Source organism: Rugamonas sp. GW822-FHT03B10 (assembly GCF_058801745.1).
The window spans coordinates 173,125-198,419 of the sequence record NZ_JBXANP010000008.1; the positions used below are offsets into that span (position 1 = coordinate 173,125).

26 protein-coding genes are annotated in these 25,295 nt (G+C 66.6%); 12 read left to right on the plus strand and 14 right to left on the minus strand.

Going from position 1 to position 25,295, the window contains the following annotated elements; all coding sequences use genetic code 11:
* Positions 1 to 29: 29 nt before the first annotated feature.
* The 4 genes from AC1RQG_RS15375 to AC1RQG_RS15390 all read right to left on the minus strand — a co-directional run bounded on the left by AC1RQG_RS15375 (position 30) and on the right by AC1RQG_RS15390 (position 3,662).
* Positions 30 to 827 carry a TatD family hydrolase gene (locus AC1RQG_RS15375; protein ID WP_493132848.1) on the minus strand — a complete coding sequence of 266 codons (798 nt, stop codon included), beginning with the start codon at positions 825 to 827 and terminating at the stop codon, positions 30 to 32.
* A 2-nt stretch (positions 828 to 829) separates the two neighbouring features.
* Complete coding sequence (gene lolD, locus AC1RQG_RS15380; protein ID WP_493132851.1) at positions 830 to 1,537, minus strand: lipoprotein-releasing ABC transporter ATP-binding protein LolD; 708 nt, start codon at positions 1,535 to 1,537, stop codon at positions 830 to 832.
* Complete coding sequence (locus AC1RQG_RS15385) at positions 1,530 to 2,795, minus strand: lipoprotein-releasing ABC transporter permease subunit (RefSeq protein ID WP_493132854.1); 1,266 nt, start codon at positions 2,793 to 2,795, stop codon at positions 1,530 to 1,532. The genes lolD and AC1RQG_RS15385 overlap by 8 nt, the downstream gene beginning before the upstream one ends.
* 144 nt (positions 2,796 to 2,939) lie before the next feature.
* Positions 2,940 to 3,662, minus strand: a complete 723-nt coding sequence (locus AC1RQG_RS15390; RefSeq protein WP_493132856.1) for an FxDxF family PEP-CTERM protein — start codon at positions 3,660 to 3,662, stop codon at positions 2,940 to 2,942.
* A gap of 253 nt (positions 3,663 to 3,915) precedes the next feature.
* Here AC1RQG_RS15390 and AC1RQG_RS15395 point away from each other — a divergent pair, with 253 nt between their 5' ends.
* From AC1RQG_RS15395 to AC1RQG_RS15420, 6 genes are all read left to right on the plus strand, one after another.
* Entirely contained in the window at positions 3,916 to 4,971 is a 1,056-nt protein-coding gene (locus AC1RQG_RS15395) for a hypothetical protein (RefSeq protein WP_493132858.1), read from the plus strand.
* Positions 4,968 to 6,662 (plus strand): single-stranded-DNA-specific exonuclease RecJ, encoded by a 1,695-nt coding sequence (gene recJ, locus AC1RQG_RS15400; RefSeq protein ID WP_493132861.1) that lies wholly within the window; start codon positions 4,968 to 4,970, stop codon positions 6,660 to 6,662. Before AC1RQG_RS15395 ends, recJ begins: the two co-directional genes overlap by 4 nt.
* A gap of 137 nt (positions 6,663 to 6,799) precedes the next feature.
* Positions 6,800 to 7,237, plus strand: coding sequence for an antitoxin Xre-like helix-turn-helix domain-containing protein (locus AC1RQG_RS15405; RefSeq protein WP_493132863.1), 438 nt, complete (start codon positions 6,800 to 6,802; stop codon positions 7,235 to 7,237).
* Complete coding sequence (locus tag AC1RQG_RS15410; RefSeq protein WP_493132866.1) at positions 7,238 to 7,957, plus strand: RES family NAD+ phosphorylase; 720 nt, start codon at positions 7,238 to 7,240, stop codon at positions 7,955 to 7,957. It abuts the gene before it with no gap.
* Between the two features lie 102 nt (positions 7,958 to 8,059).
* Complete coding sequence (locus AC1RQG_RS15415) at positions 8,060 to 8,389, plus strand: DUF2288 domain-containing protein (RefSeq protein ID WP_493132868.1); 330 nt, start codon at positions 8,060 to 8,062, stop codon at positions 8,387 to 8,389.
* Between the two features lie 20 nt (positions 8,390 to 8,409).
* Positions 8,410 to 9,150 (plus strand): GntR family transcriptional regulator, encoded by a 741-nt coding sequence (locus tag AC1RQG_RS15420; protein WP_493132870.1) that lies wholly within the window; start codon positions 8,410 to 8,412, stop codon positions 9,148 to 9,150.
* A gap of 31 nt (positions 9,151 to 9,181) precedes the next feature.
* On the opposite strand, the gene AC1RQG_RS15425 is transcribed toward AC1RQG_RS15420, so the two are convergent.
* From AC1RQG_RS15425 to AC1RQG_RS15435, 3 genes are all read right to left on the minus strand, one after another.
* A complete protein-coding gene (locus AC1RQG_RS15425) occupies positions 9,182 to 10,546 on the minus strand; it encodes an 8-oxoguanine deaminase (RefSeq protein ID WP_493132873.1) in 1,365 nt (454 codons plus the stop codon).
* A gap of 125 nt (positions 10,547 to 10,671) precedes the next feature.
* Entirely contained in the window at positions 10,672 to 12,027 is a 1,356-nt protein-coding gene (locus AC1RQG_RS15430) for a nucleobase:cation symporter-2 family protein (protein WP_493132875.1), read from the minus strand.
* Positions 12,028 to 12,331: 304 nt separating this feature from the next.
* On the minus strand, positions 12,332 to 13,417 hold the full coding sequence (locus AC1RQG_RS15435) for a helix-turn-helix transcriptional regulator (RefSeq protein WP_493132878.1): 1,086 nt from the start codon (positions 13,415 to 13,417) through the stop codon (positions 12,332 to 12,334).
* A 138-nt stretch (positions 13,418 to 13,555) separates the two neighbouring features.
* Between AC1RQG_RS15435 and AC1RQG_RS15440 the strand changes: the two genes are divergently transcribed.
* Positions 13,556 to 15,172, plus strand: coding sequence for an AMP-binding protein (locus tag AC1RQG_RS15440; RefSeq protein ID WP_493132880.1), 1,617 nt, complete (start codon positions 13,556 to 13,558; stop codon positions 15,170 to 15,172).
* A 24-nt stretch (positions 15,173 to 15,196) separates the two neighbouring features.
* Positions 15,197 to 16,645, plus strand: a complete 1,449-nt coding sequence (locus AC1RQG_RS15445) for a coniferyl aldehyde dehydrogenase (protein WP_493132883.1) — start codon at positions 15,197 to 15,199, stop codon at positions 16,643 to 16,645.
* On the opposite strand, the gene AC1RQG_RS15450 is transcribed toward AC1RQG_RS15445, so the two are convergent.
* Positions 16,635 to 17,294, minus strand: coding sequence for a TetR/AcrR family transcriptional regulator (locus AC1RQG_RS15450; RefSeq protein WP_493132885.1), 660 nt, complete (start codon positions 17,292 to 17,294; stop codon positions 16,635 to 16,637). The two genes, AC1RQG_RS15445 and AC1RQG_RS15450, sit on opposite strands and share 11 nt — an antisense overlap.
* A gap of 201 nt (positions 17,295 to 17,495) precedes the next feature.
* Here AC1RQG_RS15450 and AC1RQG_RS15455 point away from each other — a divergent pair, with 201 nt between their 5' ends.
* Positions 17,496 to 18,659 carry an acyl-CoA dehydrogenase family protein gene (locus tag AC1RQG_RS15455; RefSeq protein ID WP_493132887.1) on the plus strand — a complete coding sequence of 388 codons (1,164 nt, stop codon included), beginning with the start codon at positions 17,496 to 17,498 and terminating at the stop codon, positions 18,657 to 18,659.
* 115 nt (positions 18,660 to 18,774) lie between these two features.
* The gene (locus AC1RQG_RS15460) at positions 18,775 to 19,236 is read left to right on the plus strand and encodes a hemerythrin domain-containing protein (RefSeq protein ID WP_493132890.1); all 462 of its coding nucleotides are present in this window, start codon (positions 18,775 to 18,777) and stop codon (positions 19,234 to 19,236) included.
* A 24-nt stretch (positions 19,237 to 19,260) separates the two neighbouring features.
* Here AC1RQG_RS15460 and AC1RQG_RS15465 read toward each other — a convergent pair whose 3' ends face one another.
* A complete protein-coding gene (locus AC1RQG_RS15465) occupies positions 19,261 to 19,941 on the minus strand; it encodes a Crp/Fnr family transcriptional regulator (protein WP_493132892.1) in 681 nt (226 codons plus the stop codon).
* A gap of 214 nt (positions 19,942 to 20,155) precedes the next feature.
* Between AC1RQG_RS15465 and AC1RQG_RS15470 the strand changes: the two genes are divergently transcribed.
* Both AC1RQG_RS15470 and AC1RQG_RS15475 read left to right on the plus strand, forming a co-directional pair.
* Positions 20,156 to 20,503: a GFA family protein gene (locus tag AC1RQG_RS15470; RefSeq protein WP_493132894.1), complete on the plus strand. Its 348-nt coding sequence runs from the start codon at positions 20,156 to 20,158 to the stop codon at positions 20,501 to 20,503.
* A gap of 24 nt (positions 20,504 to 20,527) precedes the next feature.
* Positions 20,528 to 20,950 carry a VOC family protein gene (locus AC1RQG_RS15475; protein WP_493132896.1) on the plus strand — a complete coding sequence of 141 codons (423 nt, stop codon included), beginning with the start codon at positions 20,528 to 20,530 and terminating at the stop codon, positions 20,948 to 20,950.
* Here AC1RQG_RS15475 and AC1RQG_RS15480 read toward each other — a convergent pair.
* The 5 genes from AC1RQG_RS15480 to AC1RQG_RS15500 all read right to left on the minus strand — a co-directional run bounded on the left by AC1RQG_RS15480 (position 20,931) and on the right by AC1RQG_RS15500 (position 25,288).
* Positions 20,931 to 22,415 (minus strand): serine/threonine-protein kinase, encoded by a 1,485-nt coding sequence (locus tag AC1RQG_RS15480; RefSeq protein WP_493132898.1) that lies wholly within the window; start codon positions 22,413 to 22,415, stop codon positions 20,931 to 20,933. The two genes, AC1RQG_RS15475 and AC1RQG_RS15480, sit on opposite strands and share 20 nt — an antisense overlap.
* Before the next feature lie 15 nt (positions 22,416 to 22,430).
* On the minus strand, positions 22,431 to 23,309 hold the full coding sequence (locus AC1RQG_RS15485; protein WP_493132901.1) for a c-type heme family protein: 879 nt from the start codon (positions 23,307 to 23,309) through the stop codon (positions 22,431 to 22,433).
* Between the two features lie 41 nt (positions 23,310 to 23,350).
* On the minus strand, positions 23,351 to 24,208 hold the full coding sequence (locus AC1RQG_RS15490) for a FecR family protein (protein ID WP_493132903.1): 858 nt from the start codon (positions 24,206 to 24,208) through the stop codon (positions 23,351 to 23,353).
* 109 nt (positions 24,209 to 24,317) lie between these two features.
* Positions 24,318 to 24,872: a DUF4865 family protein gene (locus tag AC1RQG_RS15495; protein ID WP_493132904.1), complete on the minus strand. Its 555-nt coding sequence runs from the start codon at positions 24,870 to 24,872 to the stop codon at positions 24,318 to 24,320.
* The gene (locus tag AC1RQG_RS15500; RefSeq protein ID WP_493132905.1) at positions 24,869 to 25,288 is read right to left on the minus strand and encodes a tautomerase family protein; all 420 of its coding nucleotides are present in this window, start codon (positions 25,286 to 25,288) and stop codon (positions 24,869 to 24,871) included. Before AC1RQG_RS15500 ends, AC1RQG_RS15495 begins: the two co-directional genes overlap by 4 nt.
* Positions 25,289 to 25,295 lie beyond the last annotated feature (7 nt).

The following is a 25,295-nucleotide window of genomic DNA, read 5'->3' on the forward strand; positions in this document are numbered from 1 at the left end:
GCCCCGGCCCGACGTGCTATTGATGCTGCTCAGGGAATCAGTGGAATGCGCGGCAATACGGCGCGCGCGTTGGCGGTGGTGGCGGCCGCCGCTTCTTCCACGCTGATGCCGCGCAGTTCGGCCAGCACAGCGCCGATGCGCGGTAAATGCTCGGGCGCGTTGCGGCCCGGATGGATCCAGCTGGGGGAAATGTCCGGCGCGTCCGTCTCCAGCACAATGGACGATAACGGCAGTTCGGCGGCCAGCCGGCGTATCTGCAGGGCGCGCGTGAAGGTCATGGCGCCGCCGAAGCCCAGCTTGAAACCGAGGTCGATATAGCCTCGCGCCTGCTGCGCACTGCCGTTGAACGCGTGCGCGATGCCGCCGGCGGGCTGGATCTGGCGTGCGTGCTTGAGCACCACGTCCTGCGAACGACGCACATGCATCAGCACCGGCAGCTTAAATTCGCGGGCGATCTTGAGCTGTTCGCGGAAGAAGTACACCTGCTTTTCCCGCATGGCCGGCTCGGTCAGCATGGGGATGAAGAAGTCCAGACCGATCTCGCCGATGGCCACCATGCGTTCGTCGCCCATGCTGGCGGCGACCTGTTCGCGCAGGATGCGGAGGTCGTCCTCGCCGGCCTGGGGCACGTAGATCGGATGGATACCCAGCGCGTAGCAGGCGTTGTCCACCTGTCCCGCCAGCGCCGCCACGACGCCAAAGTTGGCCCGCTCCACCGCCGGAATCACGATCATGGACACCCCCTGCTCCCGCGCGCGCGCCGCGATGGCGGCCGATTCGGCCCCAAATTCGTGCGCGTCCAGGTGGCAGTGGGTGTCGATCCACATGATCAGTCCTCGGCTGGCTTCAAGCCCTCATCCGTCAGGCGCAGGATGCGGTCGCAGCGCCGCGCCAGTTCGATATCGTGGGTGACGATGACGAAGGCCGTGCCCAAGGTGCGCGACAGTTCCAGCATCAGATCGAAAATCTGCTGGGCCGTGGCGTGATCGAGGTTGCCGGTCGGTTCGTCGGCCAGCACGCAGGCCGGTTGCGTGACCAGCGCGCGCGCCAGCGCCACGCGCTGCCGTTCGCCGCCGGACAGTTCGCCCGGCACGTGGGTCACCCGCTTGGCCAGGTTGACGCGGGTGAGTATCTGCTGCGCGGCGTCGAGCGCTTCGCTGCGCTTGGTGCGCCGTATCATCAGTGGCATGGCCACGTTGTCGAGCGCCGAGAATTCCGGCAGCAGGTGGTGGAACTGGTAGACGAAGCCCAGCGACGCGTTGCGCAGGTCGCCGCGCGCCTTTTCGCTCATGCTCGCGAAGTCCTTGCCCAGCAGGGTCACGCTGCCGCGCGTGGGCGTATCGAGCCCGCCCAGCAGGTGCAGCAGCGTCGATTTGCCGGAGCCGGACGCGCCCACGATGGCGACCCGCTCGCCGCGCCGCACCTCGATGTCGATCCCGTTCAGCACCTGCACCGAATAGGCGCCTTGCGTGAAAGTCTTGCCCAGCCCACGGCAGGACAGCACCGGCGCGCCGTTGTGGATGTCGTGATTACTCATAGCGCAGCGCCTCCGCAGGTTTCACGCGGGCCGCCCACCAGCTCGGATAGAGCGTGGCGAGGAACGCCAGCACCACGGCCACGCCGCCGATCTTGTACACGTCCGGCCAGCGCAGGTCGGACGGCACCGTGCTGATGTAGTAAATATCCTTCGACAAGAACTGCACTCCCAATAAATGTTCGATAAACGGCACGATCACGTCCACGTTGAGCGCCACCGTCACGCCCAAGGTGATGCCGATGGCGGTGCCCAGGATGCCCACCAGCGCGCCCTGGATCATGAAAATCTTCATGATCGAGCGCGGCGAGGCGCCCAGCGTGCGCAGGATGGCGATGTCGGCCTGCTTGTCCGTCACCGTCATCACCAGCGTGGAGACGAGGTTGAACGCGGCCACCGCGATGATCAGTGTGAGGATGATGAACATCATGCGCTTTTCCGTCTGTACGGCAGCGAACCAGTTGGCGTTCAGCTTGGACCAGTCGCGCATGATGAGGTCCGGATGCATGCTGCGCTTGAGGTCCAGCGCCACCTGGGGCGCGCGGTGCATGTCGGACAGGCGCAGACGCAGGCCGGACGGCGCGTCCAGGCGCAGCAGTTTTTGCGCGTCCGTGATGTGGACGAAGGCCAGGCCGGAGTCGAATTCGTTGTGGCCGGCCTCGAAGATGCCCACCACCGTGAACGAGCGCAGGCGCGGCAACACGCCGGCCGGCGTGGCCTGGCCCTGGGCCAGCGCCAGCGTCACCTTCTCGCCCAGCCCCACGTGCAGCGCGCGCGCCAGTTCGATGCCGAGCACGATGTTGTAGGCCCCCGCCTCCAGCGCCGCGAAGCTGCCGCGCTTGATCTGGCGCGACACGTCGGACACGGTCGGTTCCTGTTCCGGCAGCACGCCGCGGATCACGGCCGGGCGCAGCTCATCGTCGCGGATCAACATGCCCTGCGTTTCCACGAACGGCGCGGCGCCGATCACTTCCGGATTCTTGCGCGCCTCGGCGGCCTCGAACTGCCAGTCGGGCATGGAGCCGCGCGCGTCGAAGATCTCAACGTGGGCCAGCACCGACAGCATGCGGTCCGTCACTTCCTTCTGGAAGCCGTTCATCACGGACAGCACGACGATCAGCGCGGCCACGCCCAGGCCGATGCCGGCCATGGAGATGAGCGAGATAAAGGAGATAAAACTGTTACGGCCGCTGCGCTTGCCGGCGCGCGTGTAGCGCAGCCCGACCAGCCACTCAAACGGCAGTTTCTGCATGATGCTCATGGGGTCCCAAAACGGTGGAATGTTTGCGAGCCCGCAGTGTGCCATATAAACCGCCGGCCATGGGGCGCGGCGGGCCGTTTTCGAAGCCAAAAACCAAAACCCCGCCTGCTGGGAGGCGGGGCGATCAGGGGATTTAATGCGCTCTTAAGCTTGCGGCTTGCGGCGACGGGCCATGAAGCCCAGCAGGCCCACACCGGCCAGCAGCATCGCGTAGCTCGAAGGCTCCGGCACGGCCGACACGGTCACGCCACCGAGATAGAACTGATCCGGCTTGGCGCCGCCGAACTGGAAGGTGAACACGGAGCCGGTCAGCGCGGGCGAGATGGTGTCGGCCAGTTTGTACGAGGTGCCGTTCAGCAGGAAGGTGGCATTGCGGTCCCAGCTCGTGTCATGGCCGTCCGAACGCAGCATCACGTTGCTGAGCTGGACCGGGCCGGCGAAGGTCAGCGTCAGTTTCTCGCCGCTGGTGATGTTGTCGTCACCGCTGTCGCCGGCCACATGGTAGACGCCCAGGCCGGCGCCGATCTTACCGGCGGCGCTGTAGCCGTTTTCATGGTCCTGCACCACGGTGGCGTCCTGCCAATGCGAGTGCTTCTGGTACTGGGCGGTGGCCGTGGCGCTGATGCCGCCCACGGTGTAGACCAGATCGCCGCCCAGACTGTGGCCACGACCGTCGATGTTCGAGCTGCAGATGTCGCCGCCGGTGCAGCTCCAGTAGCCGCTGTTGAGCGATTCCGAAGGCAGCAGGCCGGTATTGTGGCCGCTCACATATTCGAGGTTGGAGAAATCGAAGACGGTGACAGCGGCGAACGCCGGTACGGTGGCGCCGAACAGCGCGGCTGCGGCAAGCATTTTGTTGAACTTCATGGGGACTCCCTAGGTTGTTGTTGTGGCAATTCAAACGAATCGCCGCCATCGCCTGCCCAAAAAGTCATTCACCCTGGCAGACTTATCAAATGAAAGTTAATGTCAAATAAACATCACCTGTTGTCGAATTATACTTTTATTTTCAACTAACGCAACAACTTTCTTGATTTTTCTCAATATTACTTACTTGCAAGAAGCATGTGACCATCCCGGCTAGCCTCCCTCCCGTCGCCCAGATAAATTACAATGCCGCATGACCCAGATTACCCTCGCCCTGCCGTTCGCCCTGCCCCCGTCCGAACTCGCCCCCGACCTGCACCGCGCCCTTGAGCTACCCGCCCTCGCCGCCCTGCTATCGCGCACCGCCGCCGAGCGCCGGGAGACGATAGACACGGGCGCCCGCGCGTTGCCCTACGAGACCTGGCTGGCGCACACGCTTGGCCTGAACCACGCGGGACCGGCCACGCCAGGCACGCCGCCGACCGAGCGGGGCGCGCCGCTGGCCGCCGCCGCGCTGGCCGGTTTTGGGACGACGCCGGCCGATGGCCACTGGTTCATCGTCCACCCCGTCCATGTGCAGATGGCGCGCACCCACCTGACGCTGGCCGATCCGCGCCAGTTGCGGCTGGAGGAGGCGGAATCGCGCGCGTTGTACGAATCGGCCCGCCCTTATTTCGAGGAACTGGGCCAGCCGCTGGTCTACGGCGACGCCACCACCTGGTTCATGCGCGCCGACCATTGGCAGGGCTTGCGCACGGCCTCCCCCGACTGCGTCACCGGCATGAATCTGAGCGACTGGATGCCGGAGGGCGAGCACGCCGTCTCGGCCCGCAAGCTGCAGAATGAAATCCAGATGCTGTGGTACGAGCACCCCGTCAACGAAGCCCGCCAGGCGCGCGGTCTGCCGCCGGTCAACTCGTTCTGGCTGTGGGGCGGCGCATCGGCCGGCCAGCCGTCGTCCGCACCCGCCGTCATCGCCGGCCAGCCCTGGCTGCGCGCACTCTGCCCGCCGGCGCTGCGCGACGCCACCTTCGACACGCTGCTGGCCCAAGGCGAATCGCATCCGATGGCCGTGCTGGGCCAGTTGATCGAACCGGCCATCGCCGGCGAGTGGGCGGCCTGGCTCGACCACATGCGCGCGCTGGAACAGCAATGGTTCGCGCCACTGCTGGCGGCCCTGCGCGATGGCCGCATCAGCCGCGCCACGCTGGTGCTCAGCCACCGCCACACCAGCGCCAGCTACACCACCAGCAAACTGGCGCAACACAAATTCTGGCGCAAGCCCACCCTGACCAAGTTATCGACATGACCCGTATCGCCACCCGCCCCTGCTCGTTCCGCACCTCCGAGATGCTGCGCCAGGGCGGCGTCCACCCCGTGCTGGCGCGCCTGTACGCGGCGCGCGGCCTGACCGACGTGCGCGAGCTGTCGAGTGAACTGGCATCCATGATCCCGCCATCCGGCCTGCTGCACGTGGACGCTGCGGCAGTGTTCCTTGCCGACGCCATCGCCGCCGGCAAGCGCATGGTGATCGTGGCCGACTACGATTGCGACGGCGCCACCGCCTGCGCCACCGCCCTGCGCGGCCTGCGGGCCATGGGCGCGGTGGTGGACTTCATCGTGCCCAACCGCTTCGAGTACGGCTACGGTCTCACGCCCGAGATCGTGGCGCTGACGGCGCGCGAGAAGCAGCCCGACATCATCATCACCGTGGACAACGGCATCGCCAGCATCGACGGCGTGGCCGAGGCCAACCGGCGCGGCATCGAAGTGGTCGTGACCGACCACCACCTGCCGGCCGACACGCTGCCCGAGGCGCGCGTGATCGTCAATCCGAACCAGCCTGCCTGCGGCTTCCCCAGCAAGCACCTGGCCGGCGTGGGCGTGGTGTTCTATGTGCTGCTGGCCCTGCGCGCGGAACTGCGCCGGCGCGCCGTGTTCGACGCCCAGACCCAGCCCAAGCTGGACAGCCTGCTGGACCTGGTGGCGCTGGGCACCGTGGCCGACGTGGTGCGGCTGGACCCGAACAACCGCATCCTGGTGGCGCAAGGCCTCAAGCGCATGCGCGCCGGCCGCATGCACGCGGGCGTGGCGGCGCTGTTCCGCGTGGCCGGACGCGATCCGCGCAGCGCCAATCCGTTCGACCTTGGCTTCGCGCTGGGCCCGCGCCTGAACGCGGCCGGCCGGCTGGAGGACATGTCGCTGGGGATCGAATGCCTGATCACGGACGACGAGGGCCGCGCCTGGGAACTGGCCCAGCAGCTCAACGAGATCAACCTCAAGCGCCGCGAGATCGAGGCCGACATGCAGGACACGGCCCTGCTCCATCTCGACCAGTTCGAGCCGGCCAACAGCAGCACCATCAGCGTGTTCGACGACAGCTGGCACCAGGGCGTGATCGGCATCGTGGCCTCGCGCCTGAAGGAGAAGTTCTATCGCCCCACCATCACCTTCGCGCCCGGCGCCGACGGCTGGCTCAAGGGCTCGGGCCGGTCCATCCCCGGTTTCCACCTGCGCGACGCGCTGGACCTGGTGTCCAAGCGCGCGCCCAGCCTGATCGACAAGTTCGGCGGCCACGCCATGGCGGCCGGCCTCACCATCCGCGCCGAGGCGTTCGACGCCTTCTCGGCCGCGTTCGAGGAAGTGGGCCGCGCCTGGCTCACCGAGCAGCAGCTGGAACGGGTGATCGAGACGGACGGCCCGCTGGAGGACGACTGCTACACCACCAATTTCATCGCGCTGATGGATGGCCAGGTGTGGGGCCAGGGCTTCGCGCCGCCCGTGTTCTGCGACGAATTCCGCGTCGTCAGCCAGCGCATCCTGAAGGAACGCCACCTCAAGCTGCTGCTGGAGAAGAACGGCACCCGCTACGACGCGATCTGGTTCGGCCACGTGGACGCGCTGGGCGACCGGGCGCGGGTCGCGTTCCGGCTCGACGCCAACGAGTACAACGGCGTCACCAAGGTGCAACTGCTGGTGGAGCACGCGGAACCGGCATAAGGCCGGGCAAGGTATTGCGCCACGTCAACTCCCCCGTGCGGCCGTATCCCATCATGGGCGCTCGGGGGGGGGAAACCATGCGCACGATTGCAAATCATCCTGAAGTGGAGTATAAAGAATCCATAAACGGAGGATATATGCATCCCACCTACGCCTACCCCAAGAGCCGCTTCGAACCCACGGTGCTGGTCGACCTGAACGCCAAAGCCGAGCGCGAGCGCCTCTCCAAGTCCGCCCTGAAGGGCTTCTTCCGGCTGGCCGCGGCTTGGCACCTGCGCGACGACGACGCCCGTGAGCTGCTGGGCGGCCTGTCATCCAGCGCCTACTACGAATGGAAAAAGAACCCGGAACGGCTGCTGGAGGTGGACCGCATCACGCGCATCTCCTACCTGCTGGGCATCTACAAGGCGCTGCACATCCTGTACGGCGACAAGCTGGCCGACGAGTGGGTCGGCCTGCCCAACACCAACCAGATTTTCGGCGGCCGCACGCCGCTGGCCCACATGCTCGGCGGCGGCCTGCTGGCCATGCAGACCACGCGCCAGTTGCTCGACGCCCGCCGCGGAGGTCTGTAAGTGCCGGTCAGCCTGATCCCGCGCCTCACCCCGCCCCTGACCACGCTGCGCCAGTTCGACACCTGCCGCCTGCTGCCGTCGCGCTTCGCCGACGTGGAGGATTCGGTGCTGGCGCCGCTGGCCGACAGCGACGACCACCTGCACGATCTGTTCGACCTCGATAACGCCACCAACGCGCGCCTGGTGGCGCAGCATGGCGGCGCGGCCGGCATCAGCATGGATGAACTGGTGTTCGGCGTGCCCAACTTCCGCATCATCAACGCGGCCTTCACCTACGCCCGGCCGGAAGGCAGCCGCTTCAACGACGGCCTGCGCGGCGCATGGTACTGCGCGTTCGACGTCGAGACGGCGCTGGCCGAGGTCTGCTTCCACAAGACGGTGGAATACATGGAGATCAACCGCTTCGACGATGCCGTGAACTACCAGACCATGCTGGCCGACTTCACGGCCACCTTCCACGACCTGCGCGCGCAACCGCGTTACGAAGACTGCCTGGATCCGGGCAGCTACATCGAATCGCAGCAACTGGCGGCGCGCCTGCTGGACGGCGGCTCGATGGGTGTGATCTATCCGAGCACCCGGCGGCCGCAAGGCACCAACCTGGCCTGCTTCCGCCCCGCGCTGGTGGGCAACGTGCGCAAGGGCGACGTGTATCGCCTGAGCTGGCACGGCACGCCCGAAGCGCACATCGAACGCGTGGCGAGCGCCACGGATGGTTGAGTAATCAACAATCTTCGCAGCCCGGATATCGCCAACCGGAGGGCGATCGGTTAACATGGTTGCCATTGAAGGCCACCGGCCACACCCTTTACCGAACAACGTATGCAAACCAAACCCGAAAACGACACCGACCTGCGCCACAAAGTGAACCGCGAAACCGCCCGCCTGCCGTGGACCGAACTGCTCAAGCACTTCGCCGCCGGCAACGTGGTGTGGGTGGCCAATTCGCTGGACCTGGTGGACGTGGCCGTGCGCGTCTCGCACGACGACAAGGCCAACATCAGCAAGTGGATGAACGCCGGCCTGTTGGCCAAGGTGTCGGACCAGCAGGCCCAAAGCTGGCTGGAAGCGGACGCGGAACTGTGGGCCGTGGTGGTCAGCCCCTTCATCCTCGTGCAGCAGGAAAAGCCCACCGCCCAGCGCGTCCATTGACCGTTGGCTGAGCGCACCGTATGAGCAACGTACCAGCGGCACCAACGGCACCAGCGGCACCAGCGGCCACGGGGGCCATCCAGAGCGGCGCCGCCAGTTCCGGCGACATCGCCAACCATATCGCCGAGGCCATCGCGGCCCGCAAGCTGCCGCCGGGGACCAAGCTGCGCGAGGAAGCGCTGTGCCGGCTGTATTCGGTCAGCCGCACCAAGATCCGCGCCGCGCTACTGAGCCTGTCGAAGGATAAGCTGATCCAGATCGTGCCCGACAAGGGGGCGTTCGTCAGCCAGCCCAGCGAACAGGAATCGCACGACATCTTCGCCACCCGCCGCCTGATCGAAGGGGCGCTGGCGCGCGAGTTCGTGGCCAAGGCCCGGCCGGCCGACTACCGCATGCTGGAGCAGCACCTGAAGGCGGAACGCAAGGCGGTGGCCGGCGACCAGAGCTCCAAGCAGCGTTCGCAGCTGCTGGGCGACTTCCACGTGCTGCTGGCCGACGTGGTGGGCAATCACGTGCTGAAGGAGATCCTGCGTGAACTGGTGGCCCGCAGCACCCTGATCACCATGCTGTACCAGTCCGACCGCGACGCGGTCTGCTCGTCCGACGAACACGCCACCTTCCTGGAGGCGGCCAAGGCCGGCGACGCCGAGCGCGCCGCCAGCCTGATGCTGCATCACCTGAGCCACGTGGAAGCGGCCCTGCGCTTCGACGGCAGCGCCGCCGAGGGACGGCGCGACCTGGTCACCGCCCTGCTGATGTAGGCGGCGGGCCTGGCCGGCGCGCCAATGGTTTTCAGGCGCCGGTGGCCAGCGCCAGCTCGCGCGCCAGCACGTTGTGGCGCTCGATCACCACCGGCAGGTCGATGGTGGCCAGCACGCCGTCGCGCACCACCACCTTGCCGTTGATGATGCTGTACGAGACGTTGGACGGGGTGCAGAACACCAGCGCCGCCACCGGGTCGTGCAGCGCGCCGGCGAAACCGATCTGGTCCAGCTTGAACAGCACGATGTCGGCCGCCATGCCGGGCTTGAGCGCGCCGATGTCGTCGCGGTTGAGTACCTTGGCCCCGCCCAGCGTGGCCACTTCCAGCGCCTGGCGCGCCGTCATCGCGTCCGGCCCGTAGCCCACGCGCTGCAGCAGCATGGCCTGGCGCACCTCGCCGAGCATATGGCCGGAATCGTTGGAGGCGCAACCGTCCACCCCCAGCCCCACGGGCACGCCCTGGTCCAGCATCTTGCGGATCGGCGCGATGCCGGACGCCAACCGCATGTTCGAACACGGGCAGTGCGCGATGCCGGTGCCGGTGCGGCCGAACATGTAGATGCCATCGTCGTCGAGCTGCACGCAGTGGGCGTGCCACACGTCGCGCCCCACCCAGCCGCAATCCTCGGCGTATTCGGCCGGCGTCATGTTGAATTTCTCGCGGCTGTAGGCGATGTCGTTGGTGTTCTCCGCCAGATGGGTATGCAGCGACACGCCGTAGCTGCGGGCCATGGCCGCCGCCTCCTTCATCAGGTCGCGCGACACGGAGAACGGCGAGCATGGCGCCACCACGATGCGCTCCATCGCGTAGCGGCCGGCGTCGTGGTAGGTCTCGATCAGGCGCTGGGTGTCCTTGAGGATCGCACCCTCCTCTTCGACCACGCGGTCGGGCGGCAGGCCGCCCTTGGACTGGCCCACGCTCATCGATCCACGCGCGGCATGGAATCGCATGCCGATCTTGCGGGCCGCCGCGATGCTGTCGTCGAGCCGGCAGTCGTTGGGGTAGATGTACAGGTGGTCGCTGCTGGTGGTGCAGCCGGACAGGATCAGTTCCGACATGGCCGTCAGCGTCGACACATGCACCATGTCGGCCGTCAGGTTGGCCCAGATCGGGTACAGATTGGTCAGCCAGTTGAACAACTCGCCGTTCTGCGCGGCCGGGATCACGCGCGTGAGGCTCTGGTACATGTGGTGGTGGGTGTTGATCAGGCCCGGCAACACCACGTGGTTGGCGGCGTCGATCACTTCGTCGGCTTCCTGCGGCAATTCGGCCGTGGGGCCGACCTGCATGATCACATTGTCGCGGATGTAGACAGCGCCGCCGGCGATCTCGCGCCGTTCGTCATCCATGGTCACCACGACGCGGGCGTTCTTGATCAAGAGAGTCTTAGTCATTTTTTACCAAAAAAAGAGGAATGAAAAAAACACTGCGGAAACAGCGCACGCGCACTGCGGAAACAATGTGAATGACCGAAGCCGGCGATCGCGCGCCGGCTTCGGGGATACTGCGGATCGCTAGTTTAAGCTGCTTCGGGTTCCGGCGCCAAAAAAGCTTGCGGCACCTCCTCCTCCTCGTCCTCGTCCAGTTCCACGGGACGCTCGGGCAGCACCAGGTTCAGCGCCACGGCCACCAGCGCGCCGACCGTGATGCCGGAGCCGAAGACTTCCTTGACGAAGGCCGGCAGCTTCGACAGCAGGTCCGGCCGCACCGTCACCGCCAGGCCGCAGCCGATGGAAACGGCCATGATGATGCCGTTGCGCTTGGTGTTCTCGACCTTGCTCAGCAACTGCACGCCGGCCGAGATGATCATGGCGAACATCATCAGGCCCGCGCCGCCCAGCACCGGCTGGGGGATGGTGACGACGATGGCGCCCAGCACCGGGAACAGGCCGGCCAGGAACAGCATCACGCCGGTCAGCGCCACCACGTGGCGGCTGGCCACGCCCGTCAGCGACACCACGCCCACGTTCTGCGCGAAGGTGGACACGGGAGGGCTGGACAGCAGCGCCGCGAAGGCCGAGCCCACGCCGTCGCACAGGATGCCGCGCGCCAGCGTCTTGCCGCGCATTTTGGTGTTGGTGGCCGCGCCCAGGGCCATGAAGGTGCCCGTGGTTTCCACCATCGTCACCAGGAAGGCCACCGCCATGGCCACGATGCCGGCCACGGGGAAGGTCATCCCGTAATGCAGCGGCTGCGGCAACGCGAACACCTGCGCGTTCGCCACCTTGGCGAAGTCGATCAGGCCGAGGCCCACGCACAGCAGATAGCCGACGAACATGCCGATCACCACGGCGGCGGCGGAAATGATGCCCTTGCCGAACTGCACCAGCATGATCACGGTGACCAGCACAAAGGCGGCGATGCCGAGGTTGAGCGGCGCGCCATACACGGCGCCCGGCGCGAAGCCGCCGGCGGCCCAGTCCACCGCCACCGGCACCAGCGACAGGCCGATCATGGTCACCACCACGCCCGTGACGGCATGGGGGAACAACTTGCGGATCTGGGGCATGAAGCAGCTGCCCACGATCATCACGAGCGAACCGGCCAGCGAGGAGCCGAGGATGCCGGACACGCCGTGCTCCAGGCCCACGCTGATGGCCGCGCCCACGAAGGCGAAGCTGGTGCCCATCACGCAAGGCAGGCGGATGCCGATCGGCCCCACGCCCTTGCACTGGATCAGCGTGACGATGCCGGAGCCGAGCAAGGCGGCGTTGATGAGGGTGATGATCTGGTCGGCCGGCAGCTTGAGGGCGGCCCCCACCACCAGCGGTACCGCGATGATGCCGCCCAGCGCAGCCAGCATGTGCTGAGCGGCCAGCAGGAATGTCGTCAAAACAGGCGGCCGATCCTCGACCTGAAACAGCAAGTCATTCATGAACTATGTCTCCATCATTTTTATGTAGGGCGATACTGGCTGCCGTGACCACCGGCCGCGCGCACGGCATGCCCGTGGCCGCGCGCGTTTTATGAATGTGGTTTTACTGATGCGGCGCCGCGGCATGCGCCGCGACTGACGGGACCGGATCGCGATCGACGTACTCAGGGATGGGCCGGGGTATGGACAGCCCTGTTGTCAACGATATTGCGCCCGAGTGGATTCACTGTCAACAGTTTTTGTATACAATTTTGGGACGTAAAACAACAGCGACAGGCGGTGGCGCGGGCGCCACGGGAGGCGGTTATTGGGCGGCCTGACCGTCCACCTGGAAGCGGCGGCGGTATTCGCGGGGCGTCTGCCCCTGCCAGCGTCCGAACGCGCGGGTGAAGTTGGCCTGGTCGCTGAAACCCGTGCGCTCGGCGATGTCGCTCATCGGCAGGGCCGACTGGCGCAGATACCAGCACGCCAGCTCGTTGCGCACTTCGTCCAGCAGTTGCTGGTAGCTGAGGTCTTCCGATTCGAGCCGGCGCACCAGCGTGCGCGGCGACAGCGCCAGCCGGTCGGCGATGTCGGCCAGCGTGGGCCATGCCGGCTGCCCCTGGTGCATCAGGTGGCGCACGCGCGCGCCGATGCTGCCGGCCAGCCGGGTCAGTTCCTCGTCGCCGGCCTTGCACATGCGCGCGTGCAGGTCGGCATCGGCGGTCTGCGACGGCTCGTCCGCGATGGCGACCGGAAAGCGGATGGCCGGCACCTTGCCGCCATATTCCGTCCGCCAGGCCGTGGCGGGCGCCTCCTGCGGCGCGGCGGGCGCATCCCAGGGCAGGACCACGGTGGCCTGCCGCAGCGCCGCCTCGTCCGCGATGGCGCGGAAGATATTGAACGTCGCGTGCACCGTCGCCCCTTGCAGGAAGCGCGTGTACTGGTGCAGCGGCACGCGCGGATGCAACTCCAGCGTCGCATGGCCGCCGCTGCGCAGGCAGCGGTACTGGAACAGGTGGTCGCGGATGCGGGCGTAGCGCACAAAGGTTTCCATCGCCACCCACAAGGTGGGGCTGGACATGGCCGCCATCCCCTTCAAGCCGTGGGCGGCGGCCGGGATGGCCATGCCCAGTTCGATGCCGAAGTCCGGAAACGAGGCCGCCTGCACGGCATCGAGCAGCGGCAGCACGTCGAGGAACGGCAACAGCCTGCTCTGGCTTGGCTGCGGCCATGGCAAGGCCAGCCCGCGCGCATGCAGGAATTTCGCGAGGATCTGCACGTAGGCCGAATGGATGCACGGTTCGAACCAGGCGGACGGCAGCACGCTGCCAGGCGGCTGCGTCACCGGCGCGGCATGGGCCGCGCGCGCGGTCGGCGAACTGGCTGGAGGGGTGGGTGGGCGGCTCATTGTGGCATTTTAAGACAAATTTTTGGCGCGTTCAACACTGGTGCGCCGCCCCCTTGTGCCCCACAATCATCCACTCACGGAGACACGTGCCACGCAAACGCAACACCCACAACAACCACAACGACCGGATAGCACACCATGCACCACCGCACCGCCCTGCCCGACCATATCGCCCCCGATTCCACCCCGTCCGTCACCGCCATGCTGGAGGAAGCGATGGCGCGCTATGCCGGCCAGCCGGCCTTCACCTGCCTGGGCCAGACCCTGAGCTACGCCGACATCGAGCGCCAGTCGCGCGCTTTCGCCGCCTATCTGCAAGGCCCGCTGGGCGTGAAGAAGGGCGAGCGCATCGCCGTCATGTCGCCCAACCTGCTGGCCTTCGCCATCGCCTTCCTCGGCATCGCGCGCGCCGGGGCCGTGCAGGTCAACGTCAACCCCATGTACACGCCGCGCGAACTCGAACACCAGCTGAACGACGCGGGTGTTGAGACCATCGTCGCCTTCAGCGGCATCTCGGCCACGGTGGCCGAGGTGCTGCCCCGCACCAGCCTCAAGACCGTCATCATCGCCACGCCCGGCGACGGCACGGCCGTCAAGCTTCCCAGCCCGCCAGTCGACGCGCGCCTCACGTCCGCCGTCATGCTGGCCGACGCGCTGCAAACCGGCGCCAGCCTGCCGTTCGAGCCCGTCGCGCTAACCGGCGACGACCTGCTGTTCCTCCAGTACACGGGCGGCACCACCGGCCTGTCCAAGGGCGCGGCCCTGTCGCACCGCAACGTGGTCGCCAACATCCTGCAGTTCAAGGCCATCGTCGCCGACTGCGTGATACCGGGCGAGGAAACCATCGTCACGGCGCTGCCGCTGTACCACATCTTCGCGCTGACGGTGAACTTCCTCAGCTTCTTCACGGTGGGCGCGCACAACTGGCTGGTGCCCAACCCGCGCGACATGGACGGCTTCATCGACGTGATGAAGGCAGCCCGCCCCACCGCCTTCACCGGCGTGAACACCCTGTACGCCGGACTGGTGGCGCACCCGCGCATCGGCGAGGTGGACTTCTCGCGCCTGCGTCTCGCGGCCGGCGGCGGCGCGGCCGTCATCGAGGCGACGTCCGCGCGCTGGATGGCCATCACCGGCCGCTTCATCCGCGAAGGTTATGGCCTGTCCGAGACCAGCCCCATCGTCACCTTCACGCCGGGCGACATCACCTCCTTCACCGGCACCACCGGCCTGCCGCTGCCGGACACCCACATCAAGCTGCTCGACGACGACGGCAACGAAGCGGCGCCCGGCGCCGCCGGCGAAGTGTGCGTCAAGGGTCCGCAGGTCATGCGCGGCTACTGGCAGCAGCCGCAGGCCAATGCCGCCGCCTTCACCGCCGACGGCTATTTCCGCACCGGCGACGTGGGCCTGTTCGACGAGCGCGGGTTCCTGAAGATCGTGGACCGCAAAAAGGATATGATCATCGTGTCGGGCTTTAATGTGTTCCCCAACGAGATCGAGGCGGTGGCATCGTCCTGCCCCGGCCTGCAGGAATGCGCGTGCGTGGGCGTGCCGGACGAGAAAACCGGCGAGGCCGTGAAGCTGTACGTGGTGCGCGCGCCACAAGCGCAGCTGACGGAGGCCGAGTTGGCCGAGTTCTGCCGCAAGGAACTGACCGCCTACAAGGTGCCGCGCCAGATCGCCTTCGTCGACGCGCTGCCCAAATCCGCCGTTGGAAAAATCCTGCGCCGCGAACTGCGCAGCCACGCCTGACCCCTCAACCAGGAAGGAACCACCATGAACGCACCCACCGCCCACCTGGAGCAGGTCCAGATCCCGGCCGAATTCCAGGCCTGCTTCGAACGCCAGCGCGCCGCCTATCTCGCCCAGCCCGAGCCAAGCTACGCCGAGCGCAAGCGCGACCTGCTGCAACTGGCGCGCATGCTCAAGGAAAACCGCGACGACCTGGTCGCGGCCATCAACCGCGACTACGGCAACCGCTCCGAATTCGAGACCCTGTTCGCGGAGTTCTTCGTCGTGCTCGAAACGATCAAGGATTCCATCAAGGACCTGAAAAGCTGGATGCGTCCCCAGCGCCGCAAGATCGACTTCATGGTGCATCCGCTGGCCAGCAACCGCGTGATTCCGCAGCCCCTGGGCGTGGTGGGCGTGATCGTGCCGTGGAACTTCCCGCTCAACCTGACCTTCTGCCCGCTGGCGTCGATTTTCGCGGCCGGCAACCGCGCCATGGTCAAGATGTCGGAGAACTCGCAGCAGCTGGCCGAACTGCTGATGCGCATCAGCCCCAACTACTTCCCCGAGGATAAGCTCAAGTTCTTCGAGGACGGCAGCGGCCGCGGCCCGGCCTTCTCGTCGATCCCGTTCGACCACCTGCTGTTCACCGGCTCCGGCGCCACCGGCCGCGCCGTGATGGCCAACGCGGCCCGCAACCTGACGCCCGTCACGCTGGAACTGGGCGGCAAGTCGCCGGCCATCGTGGGGCCCGACTATTCGATCAAGACGGCGGCCGAGCGCATCCTGTGGGTCAAGCTGTTCAACGCGGGCCAGATCTGCACCACCATCGACTACGTCTTCATCCCCGAGGCGGCGGTGGAGGAGTTCGTCGGCCACTGCAAGCGCCTGTTCGCGGAGCGCTACCCCGACATCAACGGCGCCGACTTCACCTCCATCATCGACCAGCGCTCCTACGAGCGCCTGACGCACACGCTGGAGGACGCGCGCGCCAAGGGCGCCCGCCTGGTCAACCTGGCCGGCGACCAGCAGCCCAACGCCGCGCTGCGCAAGTTCGCGCCGCACATCGTGCTCAATCCGACGCCGGAAATGCTGCTGTCGCAGCGCGAGATCTTCGGCCCCATCCTGCCGGTGCGCACCTACCGCGACGCGCGCGAGGTGGCCGATTACATCAACCGCCGCGACCGGCCGCTGGCCATCTACCCGTACACCAACGACAAGGCGCTGGCGCAGTTCTACATCAGCCACGTGATGTCGGGCGGGGTGTCGGTCAACGAGGCGCTGCTGCACGTGGCCCAGCACGACCTGCCGTTCGGCGGCGTGGGCCCCAGCGGCATGGGCCACTACCATTCGCGCGAAGGCTTCAACACCTTCTCCAAGCTGCGGCCCGTGTTCTACCAGGGTCCGGTGTCGGCGATCCAGATGCTGTTCCAGCCGCCTTACACGGGACGCGCGATGAAGCTCATCAACCTGCTCATCAAGATCAAGACCTGAGCGCGTCCTGAACGCCCGGCGCTCCCACAGGCCGGGCGATGGCGCTCCACACCACATGCGTGAGCAGTTCCGCCAGTTCTTGGCGGCGCTCGGGGGTGTCGTCGTCGCGCAGCATCTGGGCGCAGCTGCGCTCGGTGGCCCAGCTCAGGATGTCGGCCACCTCGGGCCGCACGTCCGGATGGGCGCCGCCGGCCGCCTCCAGCTTGACGATGATGCGGCGGAAGTCGTGCACCACCTCGTCCACGAAGCTGCGGTAGATCCCGGCCACCTCGGGATCGTAGGCCGACAGCTCCACCGTGGCCCGCATGGCGGCCCGGTGCCGGTACTGGATGTCGACCGCATCCTCCATGAACGACAGGAACTCGGCGCGGCCGAACTGGTCCAGGTTGGCCAGCTTGGCCTTGGCCGCGTGGCGCACCTCGCGCCCCACCTGCGCCATCAGGTGGCGCACGATCTCGCCCTTGTTGCGGAAGTGCAGATAGAACGTGGCGCGCGCGATGCCCGCCTCCCTGGCCAGCTGTTCGATCGACAGCGTGGTGAAGCTCTCGCCCTTGTTCAGCAAGCGTTCGCAGGCGCTGATCACGCTGGCGATGGTGGCGGAAGGCTTGTCGGCGCCATCGTTGCGCGGACGGAGGGTGACGGATCGCATCTGGCTGTTCTTTCTCGGATTGCATGGCGGCCGCCGCGCATCCAGCGGCCGGGACAGGCGCCATTGTAGCGCCCCGGCCCCGCGTGCCATGACCATCGGCGCCGATGCGCCCATTACGCCACAGTTATGGACAGGATGTCTAGACCCAGCCACCATCTTCCGTTAGCATGGCAATTTATCAACAACTGCACAAGGAAGCACATGAGTGGCCCCCAACCCGGCATCACCTCCGCCGACATCGCCGTCATCGAGGACGCGGCGCGCCGCTTCGCCGCCAGCGAAGTGCGGCCCTACCTGGAGGACTGGGAGGAAGCCGGCGAATTCCCGCGCGCCCTGTACGGCAAGCTGGCCGAACTGGGCTGGCTGGGCATGGGCTATCCCGAGGAGCTGGGCGGCACGCCGGCCCCGTGGGCGCTGCGCATCGCGCTGTCGGTCACGCTGTCGCGCCACACGGGCAGCGGCGGCGTGATGGCCGGCGCGTTCAGCCACTCCATCGGCCTGCCGCCCATCCTCCACCACGGCGGCGCCGCGCTACGCCAGCGCATCATCCCCGACGTGCTGGCCGGGCGCAAGATCGCCGCGCTGGCCATCACGGAACCGGGTGGCGGCTCGGACGTGGCCGCCCTGCGCACCACGGCGCGGCGCGACGGCGACAGCTACGTGATCGACGGCGAGAAGGTGTTCATCACCTCCGGCATGCGGGCCGACTGGATCACGGTGGCCGTGCGCACGGGCGCGGACGATGGCGGCGCGGGCGCCATCTCGCTGCTGGCCGTGCCGGGCGACGCGCCCGGCCTGTCGCGCGCGCGCCTGAAGAAGATGGGCTGGCTGTGCTCGGACACGGCCCACCTGCGCTTCGACGGCGTGCGCGTCCCCGCCGCCAACCTGATCGGCGAGGAAGGCAAAGGGATCAAGATCATCATGGCCAATTTCAACGGCGAGCGCATGTCGCTGGCCGCCATGGCGCTGGGCATGGCCGAATGCTGCTACGACGAGGCGCTGTCCTGGGCCCGCGAACGCAAGACCTTCGGCGCGGCGCTGGTCAACCACCAGGTGGTGCGCCACAAGCTGGTGGACATGAAGATGCGGATCGAGTCGACGCGCGCCTGGCTCAACGCCGTGGCCGAGCGGGCCGACCGCGGGCAGACGGGCCCGGACTGGGTGGCCGACGTGTGCATGCTGAAGAACCACGCCACGCAGACCATGCAGTTCTGCGCCGACCAGGCCGTGCAGACGCTGGGCGGCATGGGCTTTATGCGCGGCATGGCCAGCGAGCGGATCTACCGCGAGGTGAAGGTGGCCATGATCGGCGGCGGCGCCGAGGAGATCATGAAGGAACTGGCGGCGCGCCAGCTCGGTCTGTGACGGGGCCGGCGCAGACATGCACATCCATTTATAATTTCTTTATCATAAGTCAAGGTCACGACGGATAAAGTGGGAGGATAATTTTTCTTGTACCGAAGATAGGAGAAATGCACACATGCAAAAGGTCAGCAATTACCTCGCGCACGACCACGACCGCTGCGACGGCCTGTACGCCGATGCCGTCGCCCTCGTGGCCTCGCACAACTGGGAAATGGCGGCCGTGTCCTTTCTCGAATTCGCCGAAGCGATGCGGCGCCATGTGGAAATCGAGGAGCGGATCATCTACCCCGCGTTCGAGAAGCTGCTGGCCGACACGGCGGCGCCCACCCAGTCGCTGCACGCCGAACACCAGCTGCTGTGCGAGATCATGTACCGCATGAGCATGGCCATCAAGCGGCGCGACGTGATTGAATTCTCCGACCACGCCGACACCTTCCGGCTCACCACCGAGCAGCATAACCTGAAGGAGGAAGGCATCCTGTTCCCGATGTTCGACAAGCTGCTGCGGCCCCGCTACGAGGAACTGGTGCAGGCGATGGACGGGATGCGCCGCGAGCACAACCGTCACAACGACTGAGTTCTCCGCCGCGGCGGGCGGCGATCAGGCCAGCAACGCCTCGATGCGGGCCCAGTCGAGCACCGTGATGCGGCGCTTGTTCACCTCGATGATGCCGTCCTGGCTCAGATCGCGGAACACGCGCGACAGCGTCTCCGGCGTCAGGCTCAGGCGCGCCGCGATGGCGCCCTTGTTGGCCACCAGCGCGATCTCCACGTTGGGCAGACGTTCGGCCACCTGCCGCGCCAGGTAATCGGCCACGCGCTGGTGCGCGCTCAGCGTGGTGCTGCCGATGTCGCGCACCAGGCCGCAGAACTGGCGGCCCAGGCAAGTCATCACCTCGCGCGCGAAGGCGGGATTCTCGTCCGCGATCTCGAAGATGACCTCGCGCTCCGTATGCAGCAGCATGGTGTCGGCCGTCGTCTTCACGCAGGTCTGGTGGGCCTGCCCCATCACCATCTCACCGAGGCCGAAGCACTTGCTGCCGCCAAGGATGGCCAGATTGCGCACCGCGCCCTGCTTGCTGTGGATGCCGATATGGACCTGGCCATACACCACCCAATACGTGCCCAGCGCCTGATCGCCCTGTTGGACCACGGCCGTGTTGGCCACCGCCCGCACCACGGAGGTGTGCTGGGCGACCCGCTCGACCTGCTGCGGCGTCAGCATGCGGTACAGCGACGCGTTGGCAATGATACTTTTTACTTTCGCGCCATCGTTACGCATGATGCCCGCCTTCTTTGCCCAAGATCAAAGCGCTTATAGTAACGATGTGTTAGCGGAAATTTCTTGATGTGAATCAAACAGATGTGAATTGCAGGATGGGAATTCCGTGGATGTATTGGACAGACGCTTTTCTCGCGCCGTGTGGCGGTTTTTTTAAAATTATGGAACAATTGGCAACGCAACAACCCGTCCACCATCGTCAGGAGTGTGCCCCATGAAATACCAAGGTAGCTGCCACTGCGGCAGAGTGGCGTTCGACGTCGAAGGCGACATCAAAGGCGCGCTTGCATGCAACTGCTCGATCTGCCAGCGCAAAGGCTCGTTGCTGTGGTTCGTGCCGAAGGCCGACCTGAAACTGCGCACGCCGGACGAGGCGGCCAGCACCTACACGTTCCACAAACACGTGATCAAGCACCGCTTCTGCCCCGTCTGCGGCATCCATCCCTATGGAGAAGGCGTGGACCCGCAGGGCAACGAGGTGGCCGCCATCAACATCCGCTGCATCGAAGGCATCGACCTCGATACGATCCCCGTTCAGCACTACAACGGGCGCGATATTTAACCCACCGCTGACTCAGAGGCCGATTTGATCTCCCATACATTCGTCGGTATCGCGGATTTCCCCCGCAGCTTGCGCTTCTACTCGGCAGTCATGGAGCAACTTGGCCTGCAGCTCAAATTTGCCGATGCGGCGCGCCCTTGGGCGGGCTGGATGAAGCCGGGCCAGCCACGGCCCCTGTTCCTGATCGGCGTCCCATTCAACGGCGAGCAGGCAACGGTCGGCAATGGCCAGATGGTGGCCCTGCTGGCCCCTTCGCGCGAGGCGGTCCGGCGCGCGCACGCCAGCGCCCTGGAACAGGGCGGCATGTGCGAAGGCCCGCCGGGTCCACGGCCTCACTATCATCCCGATTATTACGGCGCCTATTTCCGCGACCCGGACGGCAATAAACTTGGCGTCGTCTGCCACGACGCCGCCCCGGAAAGCGATCTCACAGCCCCATCTCCCTGAGGAATCTGGCCCGGTCCTGTTCATTCGGCAGCTGCTCGGCCAGCAGCCGGTGGAATTCCGCCGGGTCGCCCGTCACCTTGGCGAAGCGCTTGACCAGCACCTTGGCGATCGGCCCCACGTAAGGCAGCAGTTTCTGATGCGCGTGCTCCATCACCTCGGGGCTCAGTTGCAGCGCCGTGCCGCCGCTGGCCACCTGGCTCAGTTGCGACGGCGGCAGGCCCGCGCCGCTGCGGGCCTGTGACGAGGTGCCGGCCGTGCCCAACCCCATCTTGCGCCTGATGCTCTGGACGCTGGCCTGGAAAGCCTCCCGTCCCGTCTCGGTCGTGATGTGCGTCTGCAGGCGTCGGCACAGCGTATCGAGGTCGGCCGCGTCGTGCGCCTCCTTCTTCAGCAGCAGCTTGGCCATCGGCCCGATCTGCAGCGACAGCGCCATTTGCAGCTCGGGCGCCACTTCCACCAGCCACTGCGGCGCCGATGCCGACAACGACGCCGTGTGCCCGACGCTGCCGGCGCCGCCGCTGGCCCCGGCCGCGCTCTGGTGCTGGCCGCCCGTGCCCGTGTGCGGCGGGGGCGCCGGACGCGGCGCCGGCCGGCTGAACGCCAGCACCGTGCGCTCGTTGTCCTCCTCGCCGGGCGGCACGCCGCCCGTGTGCTGCAACTGGGCGTCCGTCAGCGCGGCGAGGAAGGCGCGCGCCGTCTGGAAACGGTCCTCGACCCGCTTGGCCAGCGCCCGCGCCAGCACGGCGTCGAAGGCCGGATGCAGGCCGGCGTGCCGTTCGCTGGGCGGGGTCGGCATGGTGTTGAGGATCTGGTGCATCACCACCGAGGCGGCGCCGGTGAAGGGCCGCGCGCCGGTCAGCATCTGGTACAGCAGGATGCCGGCGGCGAAAATGTCGGACCGCCCGTCCACCCGCTCGCCCCGGAACTGTTCGGGCGACATATAGCTTGGCGTGCCGATCACGTCGCCCACCTGGGTCAGGGTGGACGTCTCGATCTTGGCCACGCCGAAGTCGGTGATCTTGACCTGGGCGGTGGGCGTGATCAGCAGGTTGGCCGGTTTGATATCGCGATGCACGACGCCGCGCGCGTGCGCGTAGTCCAGCGCCGCCAGCAGCTGCGACATGCAGGCCACGCACGCGCTCAGGTCCATCGGCACATCGGGCGTGAGGAAATCGTTGAGCGGCCGGCCGTCCACATATTCCATGGCGATGTAGGTCACGCCATCGGCCTCGCCGTAATCGTAGACGGCCACGATGTTCGGATGCACCAGCCGGCCCGACGCCTGCGCCTCGTTGCGGAAGCGCGCCACCAGCTCGGCGCCCGAATGGCCGTCGAGCAGTTCGAGGCGGATGGTCTTGAGCGCCACCACCCGCGCGATGTTGTCGTCGTAAGCCCGGTAGACCACGCCCATGGCGCCGCTACCGAGCTTGCCGTCGATCCGGTACTTGCCTATCTTTTCTGTCATCGGATTCCTGGTTGCTTATTCATCGAGCATTTTCAACGCGCTGGCCAGGCTGGTGCGCATGCGCGTGAAGGACTGCGCCAGCGCGCTCAGTTCATCGCCGCCCTTGACCTGGAATTCCTCGGCGTCGAACTTGCCCATGCTGACCTGGTCGGCAACGTGGGCCAGATGGGTGATGCGGCGCGTGACCAGCAAGTGCACCATCACGTTCAGCGCGATCAGCACCACCACGAACACGCCCAGCAGCGACAGCATGAAGGTGCGGAAGATGGCGTTGGCGCGCTGCAGCGGCACCGCCATCGGCACCGAGATGACCTGCGCGCCGACGATCTCGTTGAGCTGCCACGCGAAGCCGTTGTTGGGGCCATAGATGTCGACCATGGTCTTGGGCGCGTTGGCGGCCGTGCTGTGGCAGGCCAGGCAGGCGCCGTCCTTGATCTGCAACGGCCGCGCGATGTACAGGCTGCGGCCGGTGGCAGTCTCGCGCTCGCCCGAATACTCCTTCAGGTCCGGCGATTTGCGCAGCTTCTGCACGATATCGACCTCCCAGTCAGTGGCCTTGTCGCGCAGGTTGGTCGGGTTCAGCGTCGCTTCCTTGTACGAGAAATCGGGATAGGCCTTGAGGATCACGTTCAGGTTCTCCACCGCCGAATACGACGGCACCGACTGCGGATGGAACTCGTACTTCATCTGGTTGGCCAGCAGCGGCTGGATCTGCTTGGCCGTGTAGCCGCGCACGCTCTTGGCCGCCTCCAGCAGCAAGCGGGCATTTTGCAAGGTCTCCTCGCGCGCGCTCTGCTTGAGCAGGCTGTCGGCGATGAAGCCGGCGGCCACGAAACCGACGGCGAAGATGGTCACGAACACCAGATTGAACTTGCTTGCGATGGACAACTTCATGTGGACTCCTGCGAGGGTGGATGAAGGTCGTGGCGCCGGCGTTACGGCGTGGACGGATGTTTGACGACGGGATGGAGCACGGCCTGCCATTCGCTGCCATGGCCCAGTGCCTGGTTCAGCTGCTGGCGGAAACGGGGATCCTGCAGCCGCGCGCGGAAGCGGGCCACGAAGTGCCTGCGCACGGCCAGGTTACACCGCAGCCAACCTTCGACGTCGGCGAAATCGGCGGCGCGCTGGCGTTGGGCGGGTGGTTTGGCCGGCTTGGCCGGCTGCGGCGCGGGCGCCAGGCGGTCGCGGAATGGCGCCGGCATCTCGCGCAGGAACTGCGGATCGGCGCGGGGCAGCATCACCAGGGGTTTGCCGGCATCGGCCTGCACGTAGCTTTCGGCGGCCACTTTTTGCATGGGACCGGCCTTGCCCGGTCCGGTGACGGGCGCCGCCAACTGCTCGCCCGAATCCGCGAACAAGGCGTCGCGCCCCGGCCGGCTGAACACCACGGCCGCGCCGGCGCCCACGCTGGCCTGCAGCGCTTCGGCGGCGATGACGGCACGGCCGGCGCCAGTCTGCACCTTGATCCATCCTTGCAGCAGCGCCACCTCGGCCGTGCCCTTCGGCGCAGCGCCCAGGGCCGACAGGTAGAGCCGGGTTTGGGGACCGACGGCCACGATGGTGCCGCTGTCCAGTTCAATCTGCGCCCCGCCGGCGCCCGTCTCGACGATATCGTCCTGCTCCAGCGGCGTGCCGTTGACGGCCTGGTACACATCGGCCGCGCGGATCACGCGCACCGGCTGCTCGGCCAGCGCCAGGCGAGCCGCTGGTGCCGCCCAGGCCGGCGCGCAGAAAGTCAGCAGCAACGCGAGCGCGGCTGCGGTGGGAAAAATGGATGAGTGCTTCGCCATGACGTTGTCGGGGTCCGGTGCCGTTGTCTCGCCATGAGAATAACATGGGATTTTGGCATCGCCGTCCAATTTTTTTAACACCGGCGCAGGCAAAGCAGCAGCACTGCTGCTATGGAACAGACATATGCCCCACCTCGTAGCGCTGTTCCTGCGGCAGCGGCGGCGTGTCGACCGCGTCGCGCCACAGCGAGAACTGCACCAGCGTCCAGCTGACCGGCTCAAACGCCACCACCACGGCCAGCGCGCCGCTGTCGCGCAAGGCGCCCGCCTCGGCCTGCTCCTGCTCCCGCAGCGCCGCCAGCGCCGAGTAAGGCGCGATCGGCTTGACGATGCGGCGCGCGTGCCGGGCTTGCGCCACATCTTCCGCCAGCCAGTTGTGCCACACCGTCCACGTCTTGATCGAGGGCCAGCCGAAGGCCTGCGCCACGCCCGCGAAGCCTGGTCCGCTGATGAAGGCATGCATGGCCTCGGGCTCGCGCCACAAATAGAACGGCGCGTACAGATTCTCCGCCGTCGCGCCACGGCGCTTGTCAGCGCTCAGGTAAGCCTTGAACGCCAGCCCCGGAAAATCGTCGAGCATGTGGCCTTTGCTGGCGATGCGATGGCGGATGATGTCCATGTCGTAGTCGGCCGGCAGCACAAAACTGTACTGCATCGCCATCATGGCTGCGTCTCCGCCATCGCGTTCTGCCAGCTGGCCCCCGGCGCATACAATTCGCCGCCGCTGAACGACCAGTCCTCAGCTGCGGTGGTGGTGATGACGACCATCACATCCTGCGGCCGCACGCCCGGCGACTCGGCCAGCAGGCCCACCAGCCGCTGGTAGAACGCCTGCTTGACGGCGGCGCTGCGGGCGCGGCCCGCCGTAACGTTGATCAGCATGTAGTCGTCCGAGCGCGGGCCGCCCAGGTAATGACGGTCGAAGCTCATTTCATACGGCTCATGCTGGTGGATGACCTGGAAACGGTCGTCGGCCGGCACGCCGAACGTGTCCACCAGCGCCCGGTGCAGACTGTCCGACACGGCCCGCAGATAATCGGGCGACTTCCCCTTCAACAGCGAAATGCGGCTCATAGGCATGATGTGC